Consider the following 20,425-nt stretch of genomic DNA (forward strand, 5'->3'; position numbering starts at 1 on the left):
ATCGTCGTAAATTACTCTGACCCTGATTAACTACCGTCAGTACTGCATTGAAAAGAAGCGGCAGGCTCTGCGTAGCATCAGTTATTTTGTTGGTTAATTGCCATGTCTAAAACTCTATTGATAAAAAATGCGCGCGTGGTTGTCACCATGGATGACGCCCGCCGCGAAATTGCCGGAGGTGCGGTCTTTATCCGCGACAACGTGATCGAACAGGTCGGCAACAGCGCCGACCTGCCGCAGACTGCCGACGAAGTCATCGACGCCGGCAATCATGTTGTCATTCCGGGATTGGTGAATACCCATCACCACATGTATCAAAGCCTGACCCGGGTGATACCGGCGGCGCAAAACGGCGAGCTGTTCAACTGGCTGACCAACCTGTATCCGATCTGGGCCAACCTGACGCCGGAGATGATCCAGGTCTCGACCCTGACCGCGATGGCGGAGCTGATCATGTCCGGCTGCACCACCAGCAGCGATCACCTGTATATCTATCCGAACGGCTGCAAGCTTGATGACAGCATCGAAGCGGCGCAGCAGATCGGCATGCGCTTCCATGCTGCCCGTGGCTCGATGAGCGTCGGCCAGTCAAAAGGCGGTTTGCCGCCAGACCGCGTGGTGGAAGATGAAAAGGTGATCCTGCAGGATACGCAACGCCTGATCGAAACCTATCACGACAGCAGTCGCCACTCGATGCAACGTATCGTGGTTGCACCCTGCTCGCCGTTCTCGGTATCGCGCGACCTGATGCGAGAATCGGCGGTGCTGGCGCGCCAACACGGCGTCTCGCTGCACACCCATCTGGCGGAAAACGCCAACGACATTGCCTACAGCCGCGAGAAGTTCAACATGACGCCGGCTGAATACGCGGAAGATTGCGGCTGGGTTGGCCACGATGTCTGGCACGCGCATTGCGTCCAGCTCGACGACGAGGGCATCTACATGTTCGCCCGCACCGGCACCGGCATCGCCCACTGCCCTTGCTCTAACATGCGGCTGGCTTCGGGTATTGCACCGATCCGCAAGATGGTCGATGCCGGCGTGCCGGTCGGCATCGGCGTCGACGGTTCCGCTTCCAACGACGGCGCCCACATGCTGGGTGAAGTACGGCAAGCCATGCTGCTGCAACGGGTCGGTTTCGGTCCCGATGCGATGACGGCACGGCAAGCGCTGGAGCTGGCGACGCTAGGTGGCGCCAAGGTGCTCAACCGCGACGACATCGGCGCCTTGAAGCCAGGTATGTCGGCCGATCTGGTGCTGTTCGATCTGAACAAAGTCGGCTTCGCCGGCGGCTGGCACGATCCGGTGGCGGCGCTGGTGTTCTGCACACCTGCGGACGTTGCCTACAGCATCATCAATGGCCGCGTGGTAGTCCGTAACGGCCAGTTCACTACGGTGGACCTGGGTAACGTGCTGGAGCGTCACAACAAGCTGGCGTTGTCGCTGGCTGAGGCTGCACACTAAGCCACTGAAAGACAGGATGGGAATACCTTATTCCCGTCCTGTAACGGTATCCCGAAGCTCACGCTCTCAGTGTGAAGCAGTTTGCTCCGAAACTTGCAACTGATGGCTTGTGCCGAATACCTGTCCACCGAGATAGGAAAAATAAAGGCGCTTCTGGCTCAGGGCAAACAGCAGGCGATGAGCGCGTAAAAAGTCCGCGCCAAGCAGCATCTCAGGTTGATCATAGAGCATGGTGTCGGTTGCTGCGACATGATTTGAATCCGCCCGCGCCGCACCGTAAATATCCATGATGCTGATCGTCGGATGATCGATTTTTTCCTCACCTATGGAAAAGCTTTGAAACCGGGCTTGCCACATTTGCGACCGGTGTTTTCCAATGCCGGCACCGCTACCCAATGCCACGACTTCAGGCGACTGCGGGGTGATCCCGGCGCGCGCCGCCGCTGCGAGATCAATGACTGACGTGGAGGCCCCGGTGTCTATCAGCGCGCGCATTTTCTGGCCGTTGACTTCCACCGTAATCACCTGGCGCAAATCGTCCGAGGACATCGCGTGCATCGGCGTGCTCAATGCATTCTCATCCCAATATGCCAGAAATGACTGGTCACAGGCGTTCGGCTCAAAAAACTTGATTTGCCGGTTCCCCATCGCCAGCTCGACATCCTGGTGGAACAGAATGTCCGCACCGATCAGTGCGCCATAATTCAAGGATTTATCCAAGTCCCAGAGAACGCCCAGATGTACCCGTTGCCAAGCCAGCTTGCCAAATGAAAAATCATCAAGCCGCGTTGTGTATAACACCGACTCACCGCCCGTGCCGATGCTGTAGGAATTTGAATGGCTGAGCGTTAACCCCAGCTTTTCTGCTTCCTGACGCGTGATTTGGGTGCGTTGCGAACCGCTATCAATCATCATCGTGGTGGCGCTGCCGTTCAGGCTACCGTCAATAGCGACATGCCGATCTATGAACTTAACTGGAAAGGTAGCGAAATTTATATAGCGGCATTGCGTCGCTGGATTTTCTGCGTGTACAGCACAGGACACGACCGGCAAGAATAAAGCAAGACAGAGCGCCGTACTTGAGCCCGGTAGTTTTGCTTTGCCGGCAAAGTGCTTGAGCAGTGCTTTCCTCATGGCTTATATGCAGTCGATTGACGAGTTGTAAGATTTTCCCGATTATCCACATTAATTGAAGATTTTCTTTAAAAAATGCTCCAGTAATTAAATAAAAATTTAGATCGCTGAAAACTGCTGCGCCAGATGCTGTGCGCGGAAATGCTCCACGACATAGTCGACGAACACCCTGGTTTTGGCAGGAAGAAGTTTTTGCGCGGCAAAGTAGATCGACAAAGTACCTCCATCGACATACCAGTCCGACAGCACCCGCACCAGTCGCTTATCGTGCAGAAACGGCAAGGCGTTCGGCACGCTGATCAAGGCAATTCCCAGCCCCATCTGCGCGCTTTCGCAAGCGGCTTCCGGATCGCTCATCGTCATACGCATGCGCAAGGTTATCGGCGCCTGCTCATTGGCGCGGTTGCGCAAGGGCCACGGGCGCACTCGTCCAGTCTGCGGTGAACGAATGAAGATGCCGTCGAAGGCGTCCAGGTCGGCTGGCGACTTCGGCGCCTTCTTGTCGTTGAAATAATCTGGCGCCGCGACCAGTATCCGGTGCGCCGGACCGAGGTTGCGCGCCACCACGCCGGGCGGCAATTCGAAGCCGCCGCCGATGGCGGCATCGAAACCTTGTGCGATAAGATCGACCTGGCGATTATCAAAATGCCAGTCCGGCGAGATGGCCGGATACTTCGCCAGGAACGGCGCCAGCAGCGGCACCATGTAGGCACGGCCAAAGCCGGTACCCATGCTGACCTTGAGCACGCCGGCCGGCTGGCCTCCGGCGCTGGACAAATTATCGACCGCGGCCTGGATAGACACAAGACCATCCCGCACCTCATGCAAAAAACTTTCTCCGGCCTCGGTCAAGGTCAGGCTGCGCGTGCTGCGCTGGAACAGGCGCACGCCCAGCCCTGCCTCCAGCCGCGCTACGTTCTTGCCGACCGCCGCCGATGTCATGCCAAGCCGCCGCGCCGCCTCGGAAAAACTGCCGGCTTCAGCGCTGCGGACAAAGCATTGCATGCCGATCATGGTTTCCATATTAAACCTTTAGTATCAACTGAATATGCAGATTATGGACTAGTAACACCATAATGATCGTCCGATACTGTGGCTGTCAACCCGGCGCTTGCCACTTCGGCCAGCGCCTTAACAACACGGAGAAATATCATGACAAACAATCAAACAATCGTACTGGACAACAAAGTAGCTTTCATCCAAGGCGGTTCACGCGGTATCGGCGCCGCCATTGCCAAACGCCTGGCCAGGCACGGCGCCGCCGTCGCTTTCAGTTATGTGAGCTCGGACGAACGCGCCGCACAAGTGGTCAAGGACATCGAAGCGGCTGGTGGCCATGCACTGGCGATCAAGGCCGACAGCGCCGATGCCGCAGCAATCAAGGCGGCCATCGACAAAACTGTCGCTACCTTCGGACGACTCGATATCCTGGTCAATAACGCGGGCGTCCTGGCGATTGCGCCGCTGGCAGATTTCAGCCTGGAAGATTTCGACCGCACGCTGGCAATCAATGTTCGCAGCGTTTTCGTCGCCAGCCAGGAAGCAGCACGCTATATGACAGAAGGCGGCCGCATCATCAACATCGGCAGCACCAATGCCGATCGCGTGCCGTTTGCCGGTGGTGGCCCTTACGCCATGAGTAAGTCTGCGCTCGTTGGTTTGACCAAGGGCCTGGCGCGCGATCTCGGTCCGCGCGGCATCACCATCAACAATGTGCAACCTGGCCCGGTCGACACTGACATGAATCCGGCCAATGGTGATTTCGCCGAATCGTTGAAAGCCATAATGCCGCTCGGCCGCTATGGCAAGGATGAGGAAATCGCCGGCTTTGTGGCTTACCTGGTGAGCCCGGAAGCGGGTTATATCACTGGCGCCAGCTTGAGTATCGACGGTGGATTTTCTGCCTGACAACAGCAAATATGATGTATTGGAGTGCCGAAGGCGGTTCAGGATTGAACCGCTTTTTTTATATATTTAGCCTCATTAAAGAGCCGTTCCAGTCATTGTGAATACGCGCGAGCTGGCCCGGATCCGGTGTTTTTCCGATGTGTATAATGAGAACCCTGTTGGGCTCCATGCCGGCCCGCTCCACTGAACCAAAAATTGCATGACATGCAGCCTGCCTGATCCGGGAAAGAAGGAAGCATCTGATGAATCATTCCTCGCGCAAGAATCGATGCCATCTCCGGCAATACGGTCGATGATAATGGCAAGACCATGAACAGAGATACCCAGGTCATCAAGTTTTTCAGGAAGCAAATCCCAACGTTTGCCTGCGTACCTGGATGCCATGACTGCTGCGGTCCGGTACTGACATCGACGACGGAAATGGCGCGGTTGCCGCGCAAGAGTGCAGCAGAGCAGGAGGCCGCGCTGGCGGCGCTAAGCTGTCCGCATCTGGGCGCGGACGGGTGCCAGGTCTACGAAGAACGGCCGCTGGTCTGCCGCCTGTTCGGCACCACGCCCAAGCTGGCATGCCCCAACGGCAAACGGCCTGTAGTCATGATCGACCCACAGGTAGAAGAGCAGATTTTTCAGTATTTCACGCAAGTGCGCCACGTGCTGGTGTGAAACCGCACTTCAGCAGACAGCACTCAATACGCATCATGACAAAGGCCAGCCCCTTCGAATTAATCCTCCAGCAAAGCGGTGGCCAGCCTTTTGCGTTCGACCATGGCGATATGCGTACGTTGCATTTCGACCATAAGTACGTGCAAAGCGCGATGTTGATTTCGGCGCCGGACAAGCTGCTGCTGAGTTACACCCGGGCCATGATGGGTTTCTTGCTGTTCCACGCTGCTCCCGAACGTATCCTGCTGATCGGATTAGGCGGCGGTTCGCTCGCTAAATATTGCTATCGTCATTTTCCATCCGCGCACATCACGGTACTGGAGCTAGACGCTGCCGTCATTGCCTTGCGCGATACCTTCATGATTCCCGCCGACGACCAGCGCTTTCGAGTGATTCATGCCGATGCCGCCGTCTATATGCAGGCGCAAAAAGGAAATATTGCTGACGTTATCATGCTGGACGGCTTCTCCGCCGATGGCCCGGCAGAGGAGCTCAGCAGCAGCGAATTCTACGCAGCTTGCCTGCGCAACCTTGCTCCCGGCGGCGTACTGGTTTCCAATCTGTGGGATCGTCCTGTCTCGCTGACCTCCGCCATCGGCCAGGCGCTGGCGGCATCCGACTGGCGTATCTGGTGGTGCAAGACCAGCGACAGCCATAACTGCATTGCTTTCTTTGTTACTGGAAATGACGCTGCGGCTTTCCGGCCGCTCCTATTCAATCGGGCAAAAAAACTGGACGAGCAATTTGCATTGCAGTTGTCGGAACTGGCGCCGTCGTTCCAGCTTGTAAGCGACCAGGCGATACAAGAACCAGGCTAAGCCCGTCACAAAAAAATCCCCGATGCTTGCTTGCGCATGGGGGATTTTTTCTTGGCCAGGAATTTCCTTAGGCAAGCTACGGCCTGCGTTTATTGCGCCCAGATTTCTGCCAAACGCAGCAAATTGGTGCTGCCTGGCTGGCCGAACGGCATGCCGGCGGTAATCGCGATCTGGTCGCCGACCTTGGCAAAACCTTCCTTGAACGCCGTCTGGCAAGCGGCCGTCACCATTTCGCTTTCATTGTGGACTTGCTCGCTAATGGTTGAATGCACTCCCCATACCAACGCCAGGCGGCGTGCGGTCGCCAGCTTGGGCGTGATGCTGAGAATCGGCGCCATCGGCCGCTCACGCGCTGCGCGCAAACTGGTGTGGCCGGAACTGGTGTACGTCACGGTGACCTTGGCGCCGATGATGCGAGTAACGTCGCGCAAAGCCGAGCAGATGGCGTCGCCACGGTTTGGCAGCGGCGTTTCGTGCTGCGCGTCCAGCATGTTCTGGTACAGCGGGTCGCGTTCAACTTCGGTGATGATACGGTCCATGATCGCCACTGCCGGGATCGGGTAAGCGCCGCTGGCAGATTCAGCGGACAGCATCACGGCATCGGCGCCGTCATAGATGGCGCTGGCGACATCGGATGCCTCGGCGCGGGTCGGCACCGGCGAAGTGATCATCGACTCCAGCATCTGGGTAGCGATCACGATCGGCTTGCCATGCTGGCGGCAGACACGCAGGATGCGTTTTTGCACACCGGGCACGCGTTCCGGCGGCAACTCGACGCCAAGATCGCCGCGCGCCACCATGATGGCGTCGGAGACCTGTACGATAGCGTCCAGCTGTTCCAGCGCAGCCGGCTTTTCCAGCTTCGACAAAATACTGGCGCGGTCGCCGATCAGGGCGCGCGCTTCCAACACATCTTCCGGCCGTTGCACGAAAGACAGCGCAATCCAGTCGACGCCCAGTTCCAGGGCGAATTTCAGGTCGCGTTTATCTTTTTCAGTCAGCGCCGGAATCGGCAAAACCGCATCCGGAACGTTGACGCCTTTGCGGTCCGACAAGGTGCCGCTGTTGACCACCCGCGTGCGAATCGACTGGCCATCGCAAGACTGTACTTCCAGCCTGACCTTGCCGTCATCCAGCAGCAAAGCCTGGCCGCCGGCGATCACTTCAAACAGTTCCGGATGCGGCAGGAAAACACGCTGGTTATTACCTGGCGTGGCATCGCGGTCGAGCGTGAATTCCTGCCCAGCTTGCAGTTCGATCTTGCCATCGGCAAACTGGCCGATGCGCAGCTTCGGACCTTGCAGATCGGCCAGGATGGCGATTGGCCGACCCACCGCTTTTTCCACCGCGCGCACGATGTCGTAGCGCTGCTGGTGATCGGCATGGCTGCCGTGGCTGAAGTTAAAACGGAAGACGTCGGCGCCTGCTTCAAACAAGGCCTGGATAGTGCTCTGGTCGGCGCTGGCAGGACCGAGCGTGGCGACAATTTTTGCTTTACGTTGGCGGCGCATGATGTGCTTTCTTTAGATGATCGACAAGTTGCAAGGCGATAAGGGACATGCCGCGCCGACCTTGGATGATGGTCGACGCAGGTTTTTTAATATTGAGGGAAGCTGACTGAGTGCCGTGTTGTCAGAGAATCAGGATCGCGCGGAAATCATTGACATTGGTGCGTGTTGGCCCGCTGACCACCAGATCGCCAAGCGCACTGAAGAAACCGTAGCCATCGTTATTGTCGAGCATGGCGCGGGCGCGCAGTCCCAGTTCCGCTGCCCTGCGCATGGAATCAGGTTGATAAATAGCGCCGGCGTTGTCTTCGGAACCGTCGATGCCGTCGGTATCGCAAGCAATCGCGTGGATATCCGGGAAGCCGTCCAGCGCCGTCGCCAGGCTCAACAGGAATTCTGCATTGCGGCCGCCGCGTCCCTTGCCACGCACGGTGACGGTGGTCTCGCCGCCCGAAATCACCACGCACGGCTTGCTGAACGGTTGCCCGCGACGGGTAATCTGCCGCGCCAGCGCAGCATGCGCCAGGCCGATATCGCGCGCTTCTCCTTCCATCTCGTCGGACAGGATATAGGGCGTCAGACCGGCAGCAACCACTGTCGCTGCTGCGGCATCCAGGGCATCTTGCGCAGTCGCAATCACATAATGCTGGTTGCGTTCCAGACGCGGATCGCCCGGCTTGGCGGTTTCATCCTTGCCGGATTCAAGATGCTTGAGGATGGCTTCAGGCGTTTCGATATTGTATTTACGCAGAACCGCCAAAGCGTCAGCGCAGGTGGTCGGATCGGCCAAAGTCGGGCCGCTGGCAATGATGCCCGGGTCATCGCCCGGGATATCGGAAATCATCAGCGTCACGACCCGCGCCGGTGCGCAAGCCAACGCCAGCCGGCCGCCTTTGATGGCCGACAGGTGCTTGCGCACGCAATTCATTTCAAAAATATTGGCGCCGCTTCTGAGCAGCGCTTTGTTGATCGCTTGCTTCTGTTCCAGTGTAATGCCGGCTGCCGGCAAAGCCAGCAAAGCCGAGCCGCCACCGGAAATCAGACACAGCACGAGATCGTCGGCAGTCAAACCCTTGACCATTTCCAGCATGCGCGCAGCGGCCTGGCGGCCGGCTTCGTCCGGCACCGGATGCGACGCTTCCACCACCTCGATGCGCTTGCAATCAGCGCCGTGGCCGTAACGCGTCACCACCAGCCCGGAGATCTCGCCTTGCCAGTGATCTTCCACGGTCTTTGCCATGGCCGCCGCACCTTTGCCTGCACCAATCACCAGCGTGCGGCCTTTGCCGGACGGCGCAGGGATCTTGGCCAGGTATTCAGGCAGGCATTTTGAGGCGCTGACGGCGTCGACCGCGGCCTGGTACATATCGAGGAGGAGCTGGCGGGGCTTGATGCTGTTGGCGGTAGTCATGCTGTGTACCTTGCTTGATCGATGGAGCGAAGTGTCTCTGAACAGCCTTTTTGGCTGGAATTATTCTATACGAACTGCTATTTGCAGGTTGGGCCAGCCTAGCCTGCCAGCGTAACCCAACCTGATTTCACACTATATTACGCCTTGGCGATTTCGTGGTTGGACATGATTTCGATTGCCCGGCACAGCGCCGAGTGGTCGAGGCCGCTCAAGCCGTTGGCTGCGCAGGAATTCATCAATTCTTGCGCCACTGCCGTGTTCGGCAACGATACGCCTAGAGCCTTGGCGCCTTGCAGGGCCAGATTCAGGTCTTTCTGATGCAGTTCGATACGGAAGCCTGGGTTGAACGTGCGCTTGACCATGCGTTCGCCGTGCACTTCCAGGATACGCGAAGCGGCAAAGCCCCCCATCAGCGCCTGACGTACCCGCGCCGGATCTGCGCCAGCCTTGGAGGCAAACAGCAATGCTTCGGCAACCGCCTGGATGTTCAGCGCGACGATGATCTGGTTAGCCACCTTGGTTGTCTGGCCATCGCCGTTACCGCCGACCAGCGTGATGTTCTTGCCCATCAATTCGAACAACGGCTTGGCGTCGTTGAACGCGCCCTCGGAACCGCCGACCATGATGGTCAGTGACGCTGCCTTGGCGCCGACTTCGCCGCCGGATACTGGCGCATCCAGGTATTCGCAACCCAATGCATTGATTTTCTTGGCGAAGCCCTTGGTGGCGATCGGCGAGATAGAGCTCATGTCGATCACGATCTTCCCGGCTGTCAGGCCTTCGGCGACGCCCTTTTCCGCGAACAGCACCGCTTCGACGTGCGGGGTATCCGGCACCATGACGATGATGATGTCGGCGCGCTTGGCGACTTCGGCGCCGGAAGTGCAGACCGTGGCGCCGCCGTCGATCAATGCTGCCGGTGGATTTTTCTGATCATGCAGATACAGCTTGTGACCGCCGCGTTGCAGGTTTTCCGCCATAGGCGCGCCCATGATGCCGAGTCCGATAAAGCCAACTTTTGCCATGATATTTCTCCGTGTTGGTTAAAAATTTCTGTCAGGATTACAGACCGTGCGCTGCGCGCCAGCCGAGACCTTCTACCGTACCGGCCTTCGGCTTGTACTCACAGCCGATCCAGCCGTCGTAGTCGATCTCATCCAGGAACTTGAACAGATAGTGATAATTGATTTCGCCTGTTCCCGGCTCGAAACGGCCCGGATTGTCCGCCAGCTGCACATGCTTGATTTGCGGCAGGTTGGCCTTGATGGTGTTAGCCAGCTCGCCCTCCATTCTTTGCATGTGATAGATGTCGTACTGCACAAACAGGTTGCTTGAGCCGGTCGCCTTGATCAGTTCCAGCGCCTGGTGCGTGCCGGTCAGGAAGAAGCCCGGGATATCGAAACTGTTGATCGGTTCGATCAGCAAGCGGATCCCGGCAGCTTGCAATTTGTCGGCAGCGAATTTCAGGTTGCTGACCACGGTTGCCTGCGCCAGCTCGGTGCTGACGCCAACCGGCACGATGCCGACCAGGCAGTTCAACTGTTTGACGTTCAGCACCTTGGCATAACGGATCGCATCGTCGACGCCTTGCTGGAATTCGCTGACGCGATCCGGGTGGCAAGCGATACCGCGCTCGCCGGCTTCCCAGTTACCCGCTGGCAGATTGTGCAAGACCAGTTCCAGACCGTTGGTGCTCAGTTTGTCAGCCAGCTGCTCGGCACGGAACGCGTATGGGAACAGGAACTCGACTCCTTTGAATCCGGCCTTGGCGGCTGCATCGAAGCGGTCCAGGAACGGCAGTTCCGTGAACAGCATGGTCAGGTTGGCGGCTAATTTTGTCATGTCGTTACTCCTCGGTCTCAGTCCAGCAGGGAAACGGCGGTAGGCGCATCCGTGCGGCTCTTGGCCAGTTCTTCGAACTCGTTGATGCTGTCGATCTCAAGACCCATAGAAACGTTGGTGACGCGTTCCAGGATGATTTCCACCACTACCGGCACGCGGAATTCCTTCATCCAGCGCTTGGCCTGGGCGAAAGCGTCCTGGATAGCATTCGGATCGGTGACGCGGATCGCCTTGCAACCGAGGCCTTCGACGACTGCAATATGGTCGACGCCATAGCCGTTGAGTTCTGGCGCGTTGATGTTTTCAAACGCCAGCTGCACGCAGTAATCCATCTCGAAGCCGCGTTGCGCCTGACGGATCAGGCCGAGGTAGGAGTTATTCACCACCACATGCAGGTAGGGCAGGTTGAACTGCGCGCCGACTGCCAGTTCTTCGATCATGAACTGGAAATCGTAGTCGCCGGAAATCGCCACCACTTCACGTTTCGGATCAGCTACGCACACACCCAGCGCGGCAGAAATAGTCCAGCCCAATGGACCCGCCTGGCCGCAGTTGATCCAGTGACGGGCGTGATACACATGCAGGAATTGTGCGGCAGCGATTTGCGACAAACCAATGGTGCTGACGTAGCAGGTATCGCGGCCGAACGCTTTATTCATTTCTTCGTACACGCGTTGCGGCTTGACCGGCACGTTTTCGAAATGGGTGCGGCGCTGCATGGTGCGCTTGCGCTCCTGGCACTCGGCCAGCCAGGCCGAACGGTCCGGCAATTTGCCGACGGCTTTCAATTCCTTGGCGACTTCGATAAACAATGTCAGTGCGGCTTTTGCATCGGAGACGATGCCGTAGTCCGGACCGAACACGCGGCCGATTTGCGTAGGCTCGATGTCGACGTGGACGAACTTGCGGCCCTTGGTGAACACCTCGACCGAACCGGTGTGACGGTTAGCCCAGCGATTGCCGATGCCTAGCACGAAGTCGGAAGCCAGCATGGTGGCGTTGCCGTAACGGTGGCTGGTTTGCAGACCGACCATGCCCGCCATTTGCGGATGATCGTCAGGGATCGCCCCCCAGGCCATCAAGGTCGGGATCACCGGCACCCCGGTCAACTCGGCGAATTCAACCGCCAGGTCCGCAGCATCGGCATTGATCACGCCGCCGCCGATGGTCAGCAATGGCCGCTCTGCTTCATTGAGCATGGTCAACGCTTTTTCGATTTGCTTGCGCGAAGCTGCCGGCTTATAGACTGGCAATGGTTCGTAGGTGTCCGGATCGAATTCTATTTCGGCCATTTGGACGTCGAACGGCATGTCGATCAAGACTGGTCCCGGACGACCGGAACGCATGATGTGGAATGCTTGCTGGAACACACGCGGCAACAGAGCTGGTTCACGCACGGTGACTGCCCATTTGGTGACCGGCTTGGCGATCGATTCGATATCGACGGCCTGGAAATCTTCCTTGTACAAACGAGCGCGCGGCGCCTGGCCGGTAATGCACAGGATCGGGATCGAATCAGCCTGGGCCGAGTACAAACCGGTGATCATGTCGGTGCCGGCCGGGCCGGAAGTGCCGATACAGATACCGATATTGCCCGGGTTGGCGCGGGTGTAGCCTTCAGCCATGTGCGATGCGCCTTCAACGTGGCGCGCCAGCACGTGCTCGATCCCGCCATGCCGTTTCATTGCCGAATACAGCGGGTTAATTGCGGCACCTGGCACTCCAAAGGCTTGCAGGCAGCCCTCTTTCGCCAATACGTGAATTACTGCATCAACTGCTCTCATCTTTGCCATGTTGCCTCCGGATTACAGAATGTAAAAATCATTGCCACTGCCTGCGGCCTGCTCCGGAACTACGCCGTTTCAAGAGGCGGATGGAGACTGCCGAGTGGATAGAGCACATGCTATAACCAAACATATTGTTTGATAAGAACACAAACAATCGCTTTATTCGATACATCAGGTATGGAATACTGTAAAAAAACAGTAATATAGATAAATCAGACAGGTAACCAAGCCGGAGGAGACATGGATAAACTCAAACAGATCGAAGCCTTTGTCAGCGTGGTGGAAAAAGGTAGCCTGGCAGGCGCTGCGCTGGAACAAAACATTACCCCCGTGATGCTGGGGCGGCGTATCGATGCGCTGGAGAAACGGCTGGGCACCAAGCTGATGCATCGGACCACCCGCCATCTGACCCTCACCGAGCAAGGTACGGTATTTCTCGATCATTGCCGCAAGCTGCTGACCGAGCTGGACATCGCCGAAAAGATCATCTCGGAGGGCCGCCACAAGGCCACCGGTCATCTGGTGGTATCGGCCCCGGCTGCTTTTGGCCGCAAGCACGTAGCACCGCATGCGCCAGCGTTTATCGCCACTAATCCGGAGGTACAGATTTCGTTCAACCTGACCGACCGCGTGGTCGACCTGGTGCGCGAGGGTTATGACATCAGCATCCGCATCGGCGGCGCCATCGATCCGAATTTCGTGGCGGTCAAACTAGCCAGCAACCGCCGCGTGGTATGCGGCACGCCGGAATATTTCCATCGCAACGGCATTCCGAAGACGCTGGAAGACATCGCCAATCACAACTGCCTGTCCTTTAATCTGCAAGGCGGCCAGCAGCGCGGCTGGTATTTCCAGCAAGGCGGTAAGCCCGTCATCATCAAAACCGCCGGCAACCTGGATTGCAATGACGGCGAATTGCTGCATCGCTGGGTGAGCGAGGGCCTTGGACTTGGCTGGCGCTCGACCTGGGAAATCGAATCGCAGCTAGCCTCGGGCGAACTGCTGACGGTGCTGGATGAGTTTGCCTTGCCGCACTATGACATCATGGCGGTCTATCCGCAGCAGCGGCATTTGCCGGCCAAGGTGCGCTTCTTTATCGACCGTTTGAAATCGATCTACGCGCAACCGGACTATTGGAGCAAAGGTTGAGGATAGGTGTGTCAATCGGAAACATTTGTAATCATCTGCAAGATTCAGGGCACTTGCACCCGTCCGGCCGGTCTGATGGTCAACCAAGCAGTTCATAAAACCGTTTTAATGTAGTGCAGCGTACATACGCGCCAGCATGAAGTACTACACTGAACACATCCATCCGAATTTTTACCTTATCAACGAGGCACGTCATGACAATCCGCAGATCAACTCAACAAGCCATGCTGGCAGCCGTCATCGGCGGTTCGCTATTGCTCGGCGGCTGCGCTGCGCCATACGGCGGACAAGGTTATGGCAACCAAGGCTATAACAACCAGGGTTACAACAATCAGGGCTACAGCAATCCACCGGCGCAAACCTACCCTGCCTATCAGCAACCTGGCTATCAGCAAAACAATAACCGCAACTATGGCGTGGTCGATGCCATCGATGTCGTCAACACACCTAGCCAAGGCATCGGCGGCGCAGTAGTCGGCGGCGTGCTGGGCGGCGTGGTCGGCCACCAGGTCGGCCATGGCAACGGCAACACCCTGGCTACTATCGCCGGCGTGGTTGGCGGCGCGGTGGTCGGCAACCAGCTGGAGGCGCGCAACAGCCCCGGCTCCACTTCCTACAACGTGCGCATTCGCATGAATGACAACGGCTACCAGACCATCACTGTCAGCAACCCAGGCGATCTGCGAGTGGGCGACCGGGTACGTGTGGACAATGGACAGATTTCCCGTTATTGAGCCATTTTCCTGCATGTATAAGGCGTGGCATAAGGCCTGGTGAATAGATTGATCCGGTAGCTTATTGGTTGCTTATTGACTGGGCGGATGCAAGTTTTACACTTCAATCGTCGAACTGCCTTCGGTATTTCGCTGAAGGCAGCAATATCAATATAAGGAGGCATCATGAACATACTCATCAGGCCGCTATCGTTGGCTTTTTTTGTCGTCGCGAGCGTTTTTGCGCTGCACGTCAATGCCGCTGAGGAAAACGTCCAGTTCCGGGATCCGGCACGCTGGAGCGTGCCGGACCGCACGCCGCAAGCACGTTTTGCAACGATGAAAAAAGAAAATACCAATGCCTATGCGCAGGCAATGAACGACTGTCGCGCAATGCGCGGTCGTGAAGCCAATGATTGTAAACGTGAAGCACGCGTAAATTTTGACCGGGATATGCAGCGCGCCCGTGAGATGACCATGGGTGGCCGTCACTAAACAGACCAGCCCTCAGTAGTAACAATCAAAAGGCCGCCTATGCGGCCTTTTGATTGCCTGCATCCAATTTTTCCCACCATGCCTCCCCTGCGACGCAAAAAAACCGAGCTTTCATTTCATGTAAGAAATAGTTAAATATTGTCATTTTTTCTATTTTGTGTTGCGCCAAAGTTAAACATAAAACAATAATGCCAACAAAATAACAAATGATTGTTTTGTTATGTAATTTTTGGCATTTGCCAAACTTTGCTGGATGAGAACCCAGGGGGAATTCTCTCCCAGCAGTTTTTTAACCCAAATGGAGGAAATATGGCTATTCAACAATTATCTGCAAAAGAGATCGACCAGGTCAGTGGTGGCTGCTGTCTGTTCTTCGGCGCATTCCTGTCCTGCTTCCGCAGCTTCTTCAAGAGTTGCGCGCCAGTCAAGCCAGGCTGCGGCAAACCGCCAGTGACGCCAACCAAGCCAGCCATTACACCAACAACACCAACTACTCCGGCCTAAAAGCAGACCGCTCTACTGGCACAAAAACACGGCAACCGGTTGCCGTGTTTTTTATTTTGAAGGCGTCATGAGTCTATTCCGCGAGCAGGCAGTCGCCGCTCAACAAACCAAGTGGCTGGGCGAGATCGTCCTGATACGGCCGCTCTCTTTTACTTTCCTGACTAGTTGCGCCGCGCTGTTGGCATTGCTGGTGTGCGCCTTCCTGGCCTGGGGTAGTTACACCAGGCACAGCACCGTCAGCGGCCAGTTGCTGCCGAGCAGCGGCTTGATCAAAGTCTATGCGCCGCAAAGCGGCATCGTCATCGAACAACATGTCAAGGAAGGTCAAATGCTCCAGGCTGGCGACGTGTTGTATGTCTTGTCCAGCGAGCGCCAGAGCAGCACCCAGGGTGCAACACAAGCGGCCATCAGCAACCAGGTCGAACAGCGCCAGGCCAGCCTGCGCGATGAATTGCAAAAGACCCGCATGCTGCAACAGGATGAGCGCACCGGTCTGAACAACAAAATTGCCGCTCTCAGCAATGAAGCCGCCAAGCTGGACAAGCAGATCGCCGGCCAGCAAGACCGTGTCCACTTGGCAGAAGACACCCTGCGGCGCTACCAGGGCTTGCTGCAGCAAGACTACATCTCGCGCGAACAATTCCAGCAAAAGCAGGAAGACCTGCTCGACCAGAAGAATCGCCAGCAAAGCCTGGAGCGCGACCGCATCAGCGTCGGCCGCGAACTGTCGGCGCAGCAAAACGAACTTGGCAGCCTGTCGCTCAAGCAGCAGAACCAGTTGGCGCAGATCGACCGCAACCTTGCCAGCACCGCACAGGAACTGACCGAAAGCGAAGCCAAACGCCGTATCGTAGTCACCGCGCCGCAAGCCGGCATCGCCACCGCCGTCATTGCCGATGCCGGCCAGGCGGTCGACGGCAACCGCCCGCTGGTCAGCATCGTGCCGGCCGGCGCCACGCTGCTGGCCGAGCTGTATGCACCCAGCCGCGCCATCGGTTTTGTACGGCCCGGCGATCAGGTGTTGATCCGCTACCAGGCCTATCCCTACCAGAAGTTCGGCCACCAGAAAGGCGTGGTCGAATCGGTGGCGCGGACCGCATTGCCGAACAATGAACTGAACGCCATCGGCGTCCCGGCCGGCGCCAACGGCAGCGAGCCGATGTACCGGATTACCGTGCGCCTGGCCTCGCAGCAGGTACTGGCCTACGGCCGGCAACAATCGCTGCAGGCCGGCATGCTGCTCGATGCCGATGTCCGGCAAGAAAAGCTGCGCCTCTATGAATGGGTACTGGAACCCCTCTACAGCCTGACCGGCAAACTCTGACCATGTTCAATCGACTTGCCTTCGGCATCAACCCCACCCTGCCGCTGATGCTGCAAACCGAGGCCACCGAATGCGGCCTGGCCTGTCTTGGCATGGTGGCCGGCTATCACGGTTACCGTACCGATCTGGCGACCTTGCGACGCCGTTTCCCTGTGTCGCTCAAAGGCTCCACCTTGCGCGACCTGATCGCCATCGCCGAACAACTGCAGCTAGCGTCGCGGCCGCTGAAGCTCGACATGAGCGATCTCGGCCAGCTCAAACTACCGTGCATCCTGCACTGGAACCTGAATCACTTCGTGGTGTTGCAAGAGGTTGCTCCACGCTCTGTCACCGTTTACGATCCCGCTTTCGGCATCCGCAAGCTGTCAATGGAGGAAGCCGCCAAGGCATTCACCGGCGTGGCTCTGGAGCTATGGCCGAATCCCGGTTTCAAGCCGGCTTCCGTCACTCAGAGTGTGAAGCTGCGCAGCCTGCTGGGACGCATCACCGGCGTATATCGCTCGTTCAGCCAGATCCTGTTGCTGTCGCTGGCGCTGGAAGTGTTTGCGGTAGTCAGCCCGTTTTTCCTGCAATGGGTGATCGACAATGTGCTGGTTTCCGCCGACCGCGATCTGTTGACTACGCTGGCGCTCGGCTTCGGTTTGTTGATGCTGATGCAGCAAGCAGTCGCGGTCGCGCGCAGCTGGGTGCTGATGTACATGAGCACCACGCTCAACGTGCAATGGCAAGCCAATGTGTTTACCCATTTGCTGCGCCTGCCGGTCGCCTACTTTGAGAAGCGCCACCTGGGTGACGTGGTGTCGCGCTTCGGCGCAGTCGGCATCATCCAGCACACACTTACTACCTCGTTCCTGGAAGCGATCCTGGATGGTGTGATGACCATCGTCACGCTGGCGCTGATGTTCATCTACAGCCCGACCCTGGCATGGATCGCAATCGGCGCCATGCTGCTCTACGGCCTCGGCCGCTGGGCTTGGTTTGCGCCGTTACGGCACGCCACCGAAGAACAGATCATCCACGCCGCCAAGCAGCAGACCCACTTCCTCGAAACCATACGCGGCGTCAAGACCATCAAGCTGTTCCAGCGCCAGGACGAACGGCGCTCCAGCTGGCTGAGCCTGCTGGTGGACCAGATCAATGCCGACTTGCGCACGCAGAAACTGAGCTTGCTCTACAAGACGCTCAACGGCGTGCTGTTCGGTATCGAAAATATCCTGACCATCTGGCTTGGCGCCCGACTGGTCATGGACGGCAATTTCACAGTCGGCGCGCTCATGGCGTTCAATGCTTACAAGGGCCAGTTCGATAGCCGCGTCAGTTCGCTGATCGATAAATTCGTCGAGCTCAAGATGCTGCAATTGCAAGGAGAACGACTGGCCGATATCGTGCTGCAGGCGCCGGAAACCACGCATGGCCGCAGTGTTGGCGAAGATGATACGGCGTTGCAGCCATCGCTGGAAGTACGCGGCTTGCGCTTCCGCTATGCCGAGCAGGAACCTTATGTGCTGGACGACGTATCGTTCCGCATCGAAGCCGGTGAATCGGTGGCCATCGTCGGTCCGTCTGGCGGCGGCAAAACCACGCTGGTCAACGTCCTGCTGGGAATACTCGCTCCCGGCCAGGGCGAAGTATTGATCGGCGGCCAGCCGGTACAGCAGGTCGGCCTCGACACCTTGCGCCGCATGGTCGGCACCGTGCTGCAGGATGACGTGCTGTTCGCCGGTTCACTGGCCGACAACATCAGCTTCTTCGATCCGCAGGCAGACCAGGCCTGGATCGGGCAATGCGCGCGGCTGGCCGCCATTGAGCAGGATATCGCCGCCATGCCGATGGGTTACAACACGCTGGTCGGCGATATGGGCACCATTCTCTCGGGTGGCCAGAAACAACGGATCTTGCTGGCGCGCGCACTGTACAAGCGGCCGCAGATACTGTTTCTCGACGAAGCCACCAGCCATCTCGACATCGAACGCGAGCAGCTGGTCAACGACGCCATCAAAACCATGCGCATCACGCGCGTGATCGTCGCCCACCGGCCGGAGACCATCAACAGCGCGGATCGCGCCATCCTTCTGGCAGGCGGCAAGATCATCGATCCGCAGACGCTGCAGGCACAAGAAACGGCTACGGCATGAGCACCCGGTTACCTGCCTTAATGCTGGCGTTGGCAGGAATGGCGACTATGACCGCCCGTGCCGAATCGATATGGTCCGATCCGCTTCGCACCATGCATGAGGTGTCGGCAACACCTGCCAAAACCGCATACGCTACCGGTTGCAGTTTCGATGCGCAACTACCTAGTCCGCTCAGCTTGCTGGATGCTGTCGAACGGGCGCTTTGCCGCAATCCGCAAACCCGCCAGGCCTGGGCCAACGTCAAGGCGCAGGCCGCCGCCGTCGGCGTCAGCCGCGCCGCCTATCTGCCCACCCTGACCAGCAGCGGCAGCTGGAGTAAAGCAGATAACCGCTATACCTATCCCGACTTCCCCGACAATAATTCCTCGCTCAAGACTCACAGCAGCAGCGCTAACCTGAGCCTGAACTGGGTGCTGTACGACTTTGGCCTGCGCGCCGCCAACCTGGAGAGCGCGCGACAATTGCTGAACGCCGCCAACGCTGCCCAAGACGATATGCTGCAGACGATATTTCTGAGCACCGTACAAAGCTTTTACGAGGCCCAGGCGGCGCAAGCCATGCTGGCCGCAACCACCGAGGCCGAGCAAGCCGCAGAACAAAGCTTCAAGGCCAGCGCCGCCAAATACCTGGCAGGCGCTGGCGCCCTGGCCGACAAACTGCAGGCGCAAACCGCGTACGCCCAGGCCAGTTTGAAGCGCGCGCAAGCCGCCGGTGATTTACAGAATGCGCTGGGCAGCTTGGCCATCGTCATGGGCCAGCTTCCCAATACGCCGCTAACGCTGGCGCCATTGGCCGATGTTGCCGATGCACCGCTGTTGCTGCAAGCGGTCGACCAGTTGATCGCCGACGCCGTACGCAGTCATCCGAAGATCCTGGCCGCGCAGGCGCAATGGAAGGCGGCGCAAGCACAAGCCGACGCCGCCAACGCCGACGGCAGGCCGACGCTGTCGCTGTTCGCCACCGGCGACCGTAGCGACACGCCGATCACCCAGGTGTCATCCAAGCAGACCATCACCAGCCGCAGCATCGGCCTGCAAGTCAACATTCCACTGTTCGATGGCTTCAGCCGCAAATACAAGACGCGCGGCGCCCAGGCCCAGGCCGAGAGCAAGGAAGCCGAGCTCGCCAATATCGAACAACAGGTCACGCTGGAAGTATGGAAAAGCCACCAGGCTCTGCGCACCGAGACCGAAAACCTGCACAGCACCGACATCCTGCTGCACAGCGCCCGTCAATCCTTCGACGTGGCGCAGGGACGCTACAAGGCCGGCGTCGGTACCATCCTGGAATTGCTGAAGGCGCAAAGCGACCTGGCCAGCGCACAGCAACAGCGCATCCTGTCGCTGACCAGTTGGCAGACAGCCAGATTACGTCTTGCGGCCAGCCTGGGACGTTTGCAGATCGACGGCATTCAATGAAACAGGATGGAAACTGCGGAGAAAGTTTTTAGGAATAAATTTGATTTGCATGCCCGAAAACAAAAAGCCCGCTTGCGCGGGCTTTTTATGTTTTGGCGTCCCCAGGGGGATTCGCCTACATACCGCAGGCCGCGGAATCGCTTGCAAGCGAT

The 20,425-nt window shown here is 58.0% G+C and carries 18 protein-coding genes; 11 read left to right on the top strand and 7 right to left on the bottom strand.

The genetic code is table 11. From position 1 onward, the window contains the following. The first annotated feature begins 102 nt into the window (after positions 1–102). Positions 103–1,464: an 8-oxoguanine deaminase gene (locus tag LT85_RS19720; protein ID WP_038492314.1), complete on the top strand. Its 1,362-nt coding sequence runs from the start codon at positions 103–105 to the stop codon at positions 1,462–1,464. A 66-nt stretch (positions 1,465–1,530) separates the two neighbouring features. Here the strand turns inward: LT85_RS19720 and LT85_RS19725 are convergent, their stop codons facing one another. Then, positions 1,531–2,598: a retropepsin-like aspartic protease gene (locus tag LT85_RS19725; RefSeq protein WP_038492317.1), complete on the bottom strand. Its 1,068-nt coding sequence runs from the start codon at positions 2,596–2,598 to the stop codon at positions 1,531–1,533. A gap of 99 nt (positions 2,599–2,697) precedes the next feature. Continuing rightward, positions 2,698–3,621: a LysR family transcriptional regulator gene (locus LT85_RS19730; RefSeq protein ID WP_038492320.1), complete on the bottom strand. Its 924-nt coding sequence runs from the start codon at positions 3,619–3,621 to the stop codon at positions 2,698–2,700. Between the two features lie 129 nt (positions 3,622–3,750). On the opposite strand from LT85_RS19730, the gene LT85_RS19735 reads away from it, so the two are divergent. The 3 genes from LT85_RS19735 to LT85_RS19745 all read left to right on the top strand — a co-directional run bounded on the left by LT85_RS19735 (position 3,751) and on the right by LT85_RS19745 (position 5,987). Next, a complete protein-coding gene (locus tag LT85_RS19735; protein WP_038492323.1) occupies positions 3,751–4,506 on the top strand; it encodes a 3-oxoacyl-ACP reductase family protein in 756 nt (251 codons plus the stop codon). Between the two features lie 309 nt (positions 4,507–4,815). Continuing rightward, positions 4,816–5,169, top strand: coding sequence for a YkgJ family cysteine cluster protein (locus tag LT85_RS19740; RefSeq protein ID WP_038492326.1), 354 nt, complete (start codon positions 4,816–4,818; stop codon positions 5,167–5,169). A 35-nt stretch (positions 5,170–5,204) separates the two neighbouring features. After that, the gene (locus LT85_RS19745) at positions 5,205–5,987 is read left to right on the top strand and encodes a fused MFS/spermidine synthase (RefSeq protein WP_253273582.1); all 783 of its coding nucleotides are present in this window, start codon (positions 5,205–5,207) and stop codon (positions 5,985–5,987) included. An 89-nt stretch (positions 5,988–6,076) separates the two neighbouring features. Here the strand turns inward: LT85_RS19745 and pyk are convergent, their stop codons facing one another. From pyk to gcl, 5 genes are all read right to left on the bottom strand, one after another. Then, positions 6,077–7,498, bottom strand: a complete 1,422-nt coding sequence (gene pyk, locus LT85_RS19750; RefSeq protein ID WP_038492330.1) for a pyruvate kinase — start codon at positions 7,496–7,498, stop codon at positions 6,077–6,079. A 121-nt stretch (positions 7,499–7,619) separates the two neighbouring features. Next, positions 7,620–8,906 carry a glycerate kinase type-2 family protein gene (locus LT85_RS19755; RefSeq protein WP_038492333.1) on the bottom strand — a complete coding sequence of 429 codons (1,287 nt, stop codon included), beginning with the start codon at positions 8,904–8,906 and terminating at the stop codon, positions 7,620–7,622. Between the two features lie 137 nt (positions 8,907–9,043). Continuing rightward, the gene (locus tag LT85_RS19760; RefSeq protein WP_038492335.1) at positions 9,044–9,931 is read right to left on the bottom strand and encodes a 2-hydroxy-3-oxopropionate reductase; all 888 of its coding nucleotides are present in this window, start codon (positions 9,929–9,931) and stop codon (positions 9,044–9,046) included. Positions 9,932–9,968: 37 nt separating this feature from the next. Beyond that, positions 9,969–10,748, bottom strand: coding sequence for a hydroxypyruvate isomerase (hyi, locus tag LT85_RS19765; RefSeq protein ID WP_038492337.1), 780 nt, complete (start codon positions 10,746–10,748; stop codon positions 9,969–9,971). Positions 10,749–10,765: 17 nt separating this feature from the next. Beyond that, a complete protein-coding gene (gene gcl / locus LT85_RS19770) occupies positions 10,766–12,541 on the bottom strand; it encodes a glyoxylate carboligase (RefSeq protein ID WP_038492340.1) in 1,776 nt (591 codons plus the stop codon). A 234-nt stretch (positions 12,542–12,775) separates the two neighbouring features. Between gcl and LT85_RS19775 the strand changes: the two genes are divergently transcribed. The 7 genes from LT85_RS19775 (at position 12,776) to LT85_RS19800 (ending at position 20,273) form a co-directional block, all read left to right on the top strand. Further along, on the top strand, positions 12,776–13,684 hold the full coding sequence (locus LT85_RS19775; protein WP_038492343.1) for a LysR family transcriptional regulator: 909 nt from the start codon (positions 12,776–12,778) through the stop codon (positions 13,682–13,684). Between the two features lie 194 nt (positions 13,685–13,878). Further along, the gene (locus tag LT85_RS19780) at positions 13,879–14,418 is read left to right on the top strand and encodes a glycine zipper 2TM domain-containing protein (protein ID WP_038492345.1); all 540 of its coding nucleotides are present in this window, start codon (positions 13,879–13,881) and stop codon (positions 14,416–14,418) included. Between the two features lie 165 nt (positions 14,419–14,583). Beyond that, a complete protein-coding gene (locus tag LT85_RS19785; protein ID WP_038492349.1) occupies positions 14,584–14,892 on the top strand; it encodes a hypothetical protein in 309 nt (102 codons plus the stop codon). Between the two features lie 309 nt (positions 14,893–15,201). Then, positions 15,202–15,396 carry a hypothetical protein gene (locus LT85_RS26740; protein ID WP_156117590.1) on the top strand — a complete coding sequence of 65 codons (195 nt, stop codon included), beginning with the start codon at positions 15,202–15,204 and terminating at the stop codon, positions 15,394–15,396. Positions 15,397–15,463: 67 nt separating this feature from the next. After that, a complete protein-coding gene (locus tag LT85_RS19790) occupies positions 15,464–16,720 on the top strand; it encodes an HlyD family secretion protein (protein WP_038492353.1) in 1,257 nt (418 codons plus the stop codon). 2 nt (positions 16,721–16,722) lie between these two features. Beyond that, positions 16,723–18,855 carry a peptidase domain-containing ABC transporter gene (locus LT85_RS19795; protein ID WP_038492356.1) on the top strand — a complete coding sequence of 711 codons (2,133 nt, stop codon included), beginning with the start codon at positions 16,723–16,725 and terminating at the stop codon, positions 18,853–18,855. Next, positions 18,852–20,273 carry a TolC family protein gene (locus LT85_RS19800; RefSeq protein ID WP_081992570.1) on the top strand — a complete coding sequence of 474 codons (1,422 nt, stop codon included), beginning with the start codon at positions 18,852–18,854 and terminating at the stop codon, positions 20,271–20,273. The genes LT85_RS19795 and LT85_RS19800 overlap by 4 nt, the downstream gene beginning before the upstream one ends. Positions 20,274–20,425 lie beyond the last annotated feature (152 nt).

It is taken from the genome of Collimonas arenae (assembly GCF_000786695.1).
Classification (GTDB): Bacteria; Pseudomonadota; Gammaproteobacteria; order Burkholderiales; family Burkholderiaceae_D; genus Collimonas; species Collimonas arenae_A.

Coding starts and splice junctions, on each gene's coding strand:
- LT85_RS19735 (WP_038492323.1), top strand. CDS start 3,751: ATGACAAACAATCAAACAATCGTACTGGACAACAAAGTAGCTTTCATC.
- LT85_RS19780 (WP_038492345.1), top strand. CDS start 13,879: ATGACAATCCGCAGATCAACTCAACAAGCCATGCTGGCAGCCGTCATC.
- LT85_RS19785 (WP_038492349.1), top strand. CDS start 14,584: ATGAACATACTCATCAGGCCGCTATCGTTGGCTTTTTTTGTCGTCGCG.
- LT85_RS19730 (WP_038492320.1), bottom strand. CDS start 3,621: ATGGAAACCATGATCGGCATGCAATGCTTTGTCCGCAGCGCTGAAGCC.
- LT85_RS19800 (WP_081992570.1), top strand. CDS start 18,852: ATGAGCACCCGGTTACCTGCCTTAATGCTGGCGTTGGCAGGAATGGCG.
- LT85_RS26740 (WP_156117590.1), top strand. CDS start 15,202: ATGGCTATTCAACAATTATCTGCAAAAGAGATCGACCAGGTCAGTGGT.
- LT85_RS19745 (WP_253273582.1), top strand. CDS start 5,205: ATGACAAAGGCCAGCCCCTTCGAATTAATCCTCCAGCAAAGCGGTGGC.
- LT85_RS19795 (WP_038492356.1), top strand. CDS start 16,723: ATGTTCAATCGACTTGCCTTCGGCATCAACCCCACCCTGCCGCTGATG.
- LT85_RS19755 (WP_038492333.1), bottom strand. CDS start 8,906: ATGACTACCGCCAACAGCATCAAGCCCCGCCAGCTCCTCCTCGATATG.
- gcl (WP_038492340.1), bottom strand. CDS start 12,541: ATGGCAAAGATGAGAGCAGTTGATGCAGTAATTCACGTATTGGCGAAA.
- LT85_RS19725 (WP_038492317.1), bottom strand. CDS start 2,598: ATGAGGAAAGCACTGCTCAAGCACTTTGCCGGCAAAGCAAAACTACCG.
- pyk (WP_038492330.1), bottom strand. CDS start 7,498: ATGCGCCGCCAACGTAAAGCAAAAATTGTCGCCACGCTCGGTCCTGCC.
- LT85_RS19760 (WP_038492335.1), bottom strand. CDS start 9,931: ATGGCAAAAGTTGGCTTTATCGGACTCGGCATCATGGGCGCGCCTATG.
- LT85_RS19740 (WP_038492326.1), top strand. CDS start 4,816: ATGAACAGAGATACCCAGGTCATCAAGTTTTTCAGGAAGCAAATCCCA.
- LT85_RS19790 (WP_038492353.1), top strand. CDS start 15,464: ATGAGTCTATTCCGCGAGCAGGCAGTCGCCGCTCAACAAACCAAGTGG.
- LT85_RS19720 (WP_038492314.1), top strand. CDS start 103: ATGTCTAAAACTCTATTGATAAAAAATGCGCGCGTGGTTGTCACCATG.
- LT85_RS19775 (WP_038492343.1), top strand. CDS start 12,776: ATGGATAAACTCAAACAGATCGAAGCCTTTGTCAGCGTGGTGGAAAAA.
- hyi (WP_038492337.1), bottom strand. CDS start 10,748: ATGACAAAATTAGCCGCCAACCTGACCATGCTGTTCACGGAACTGCCG.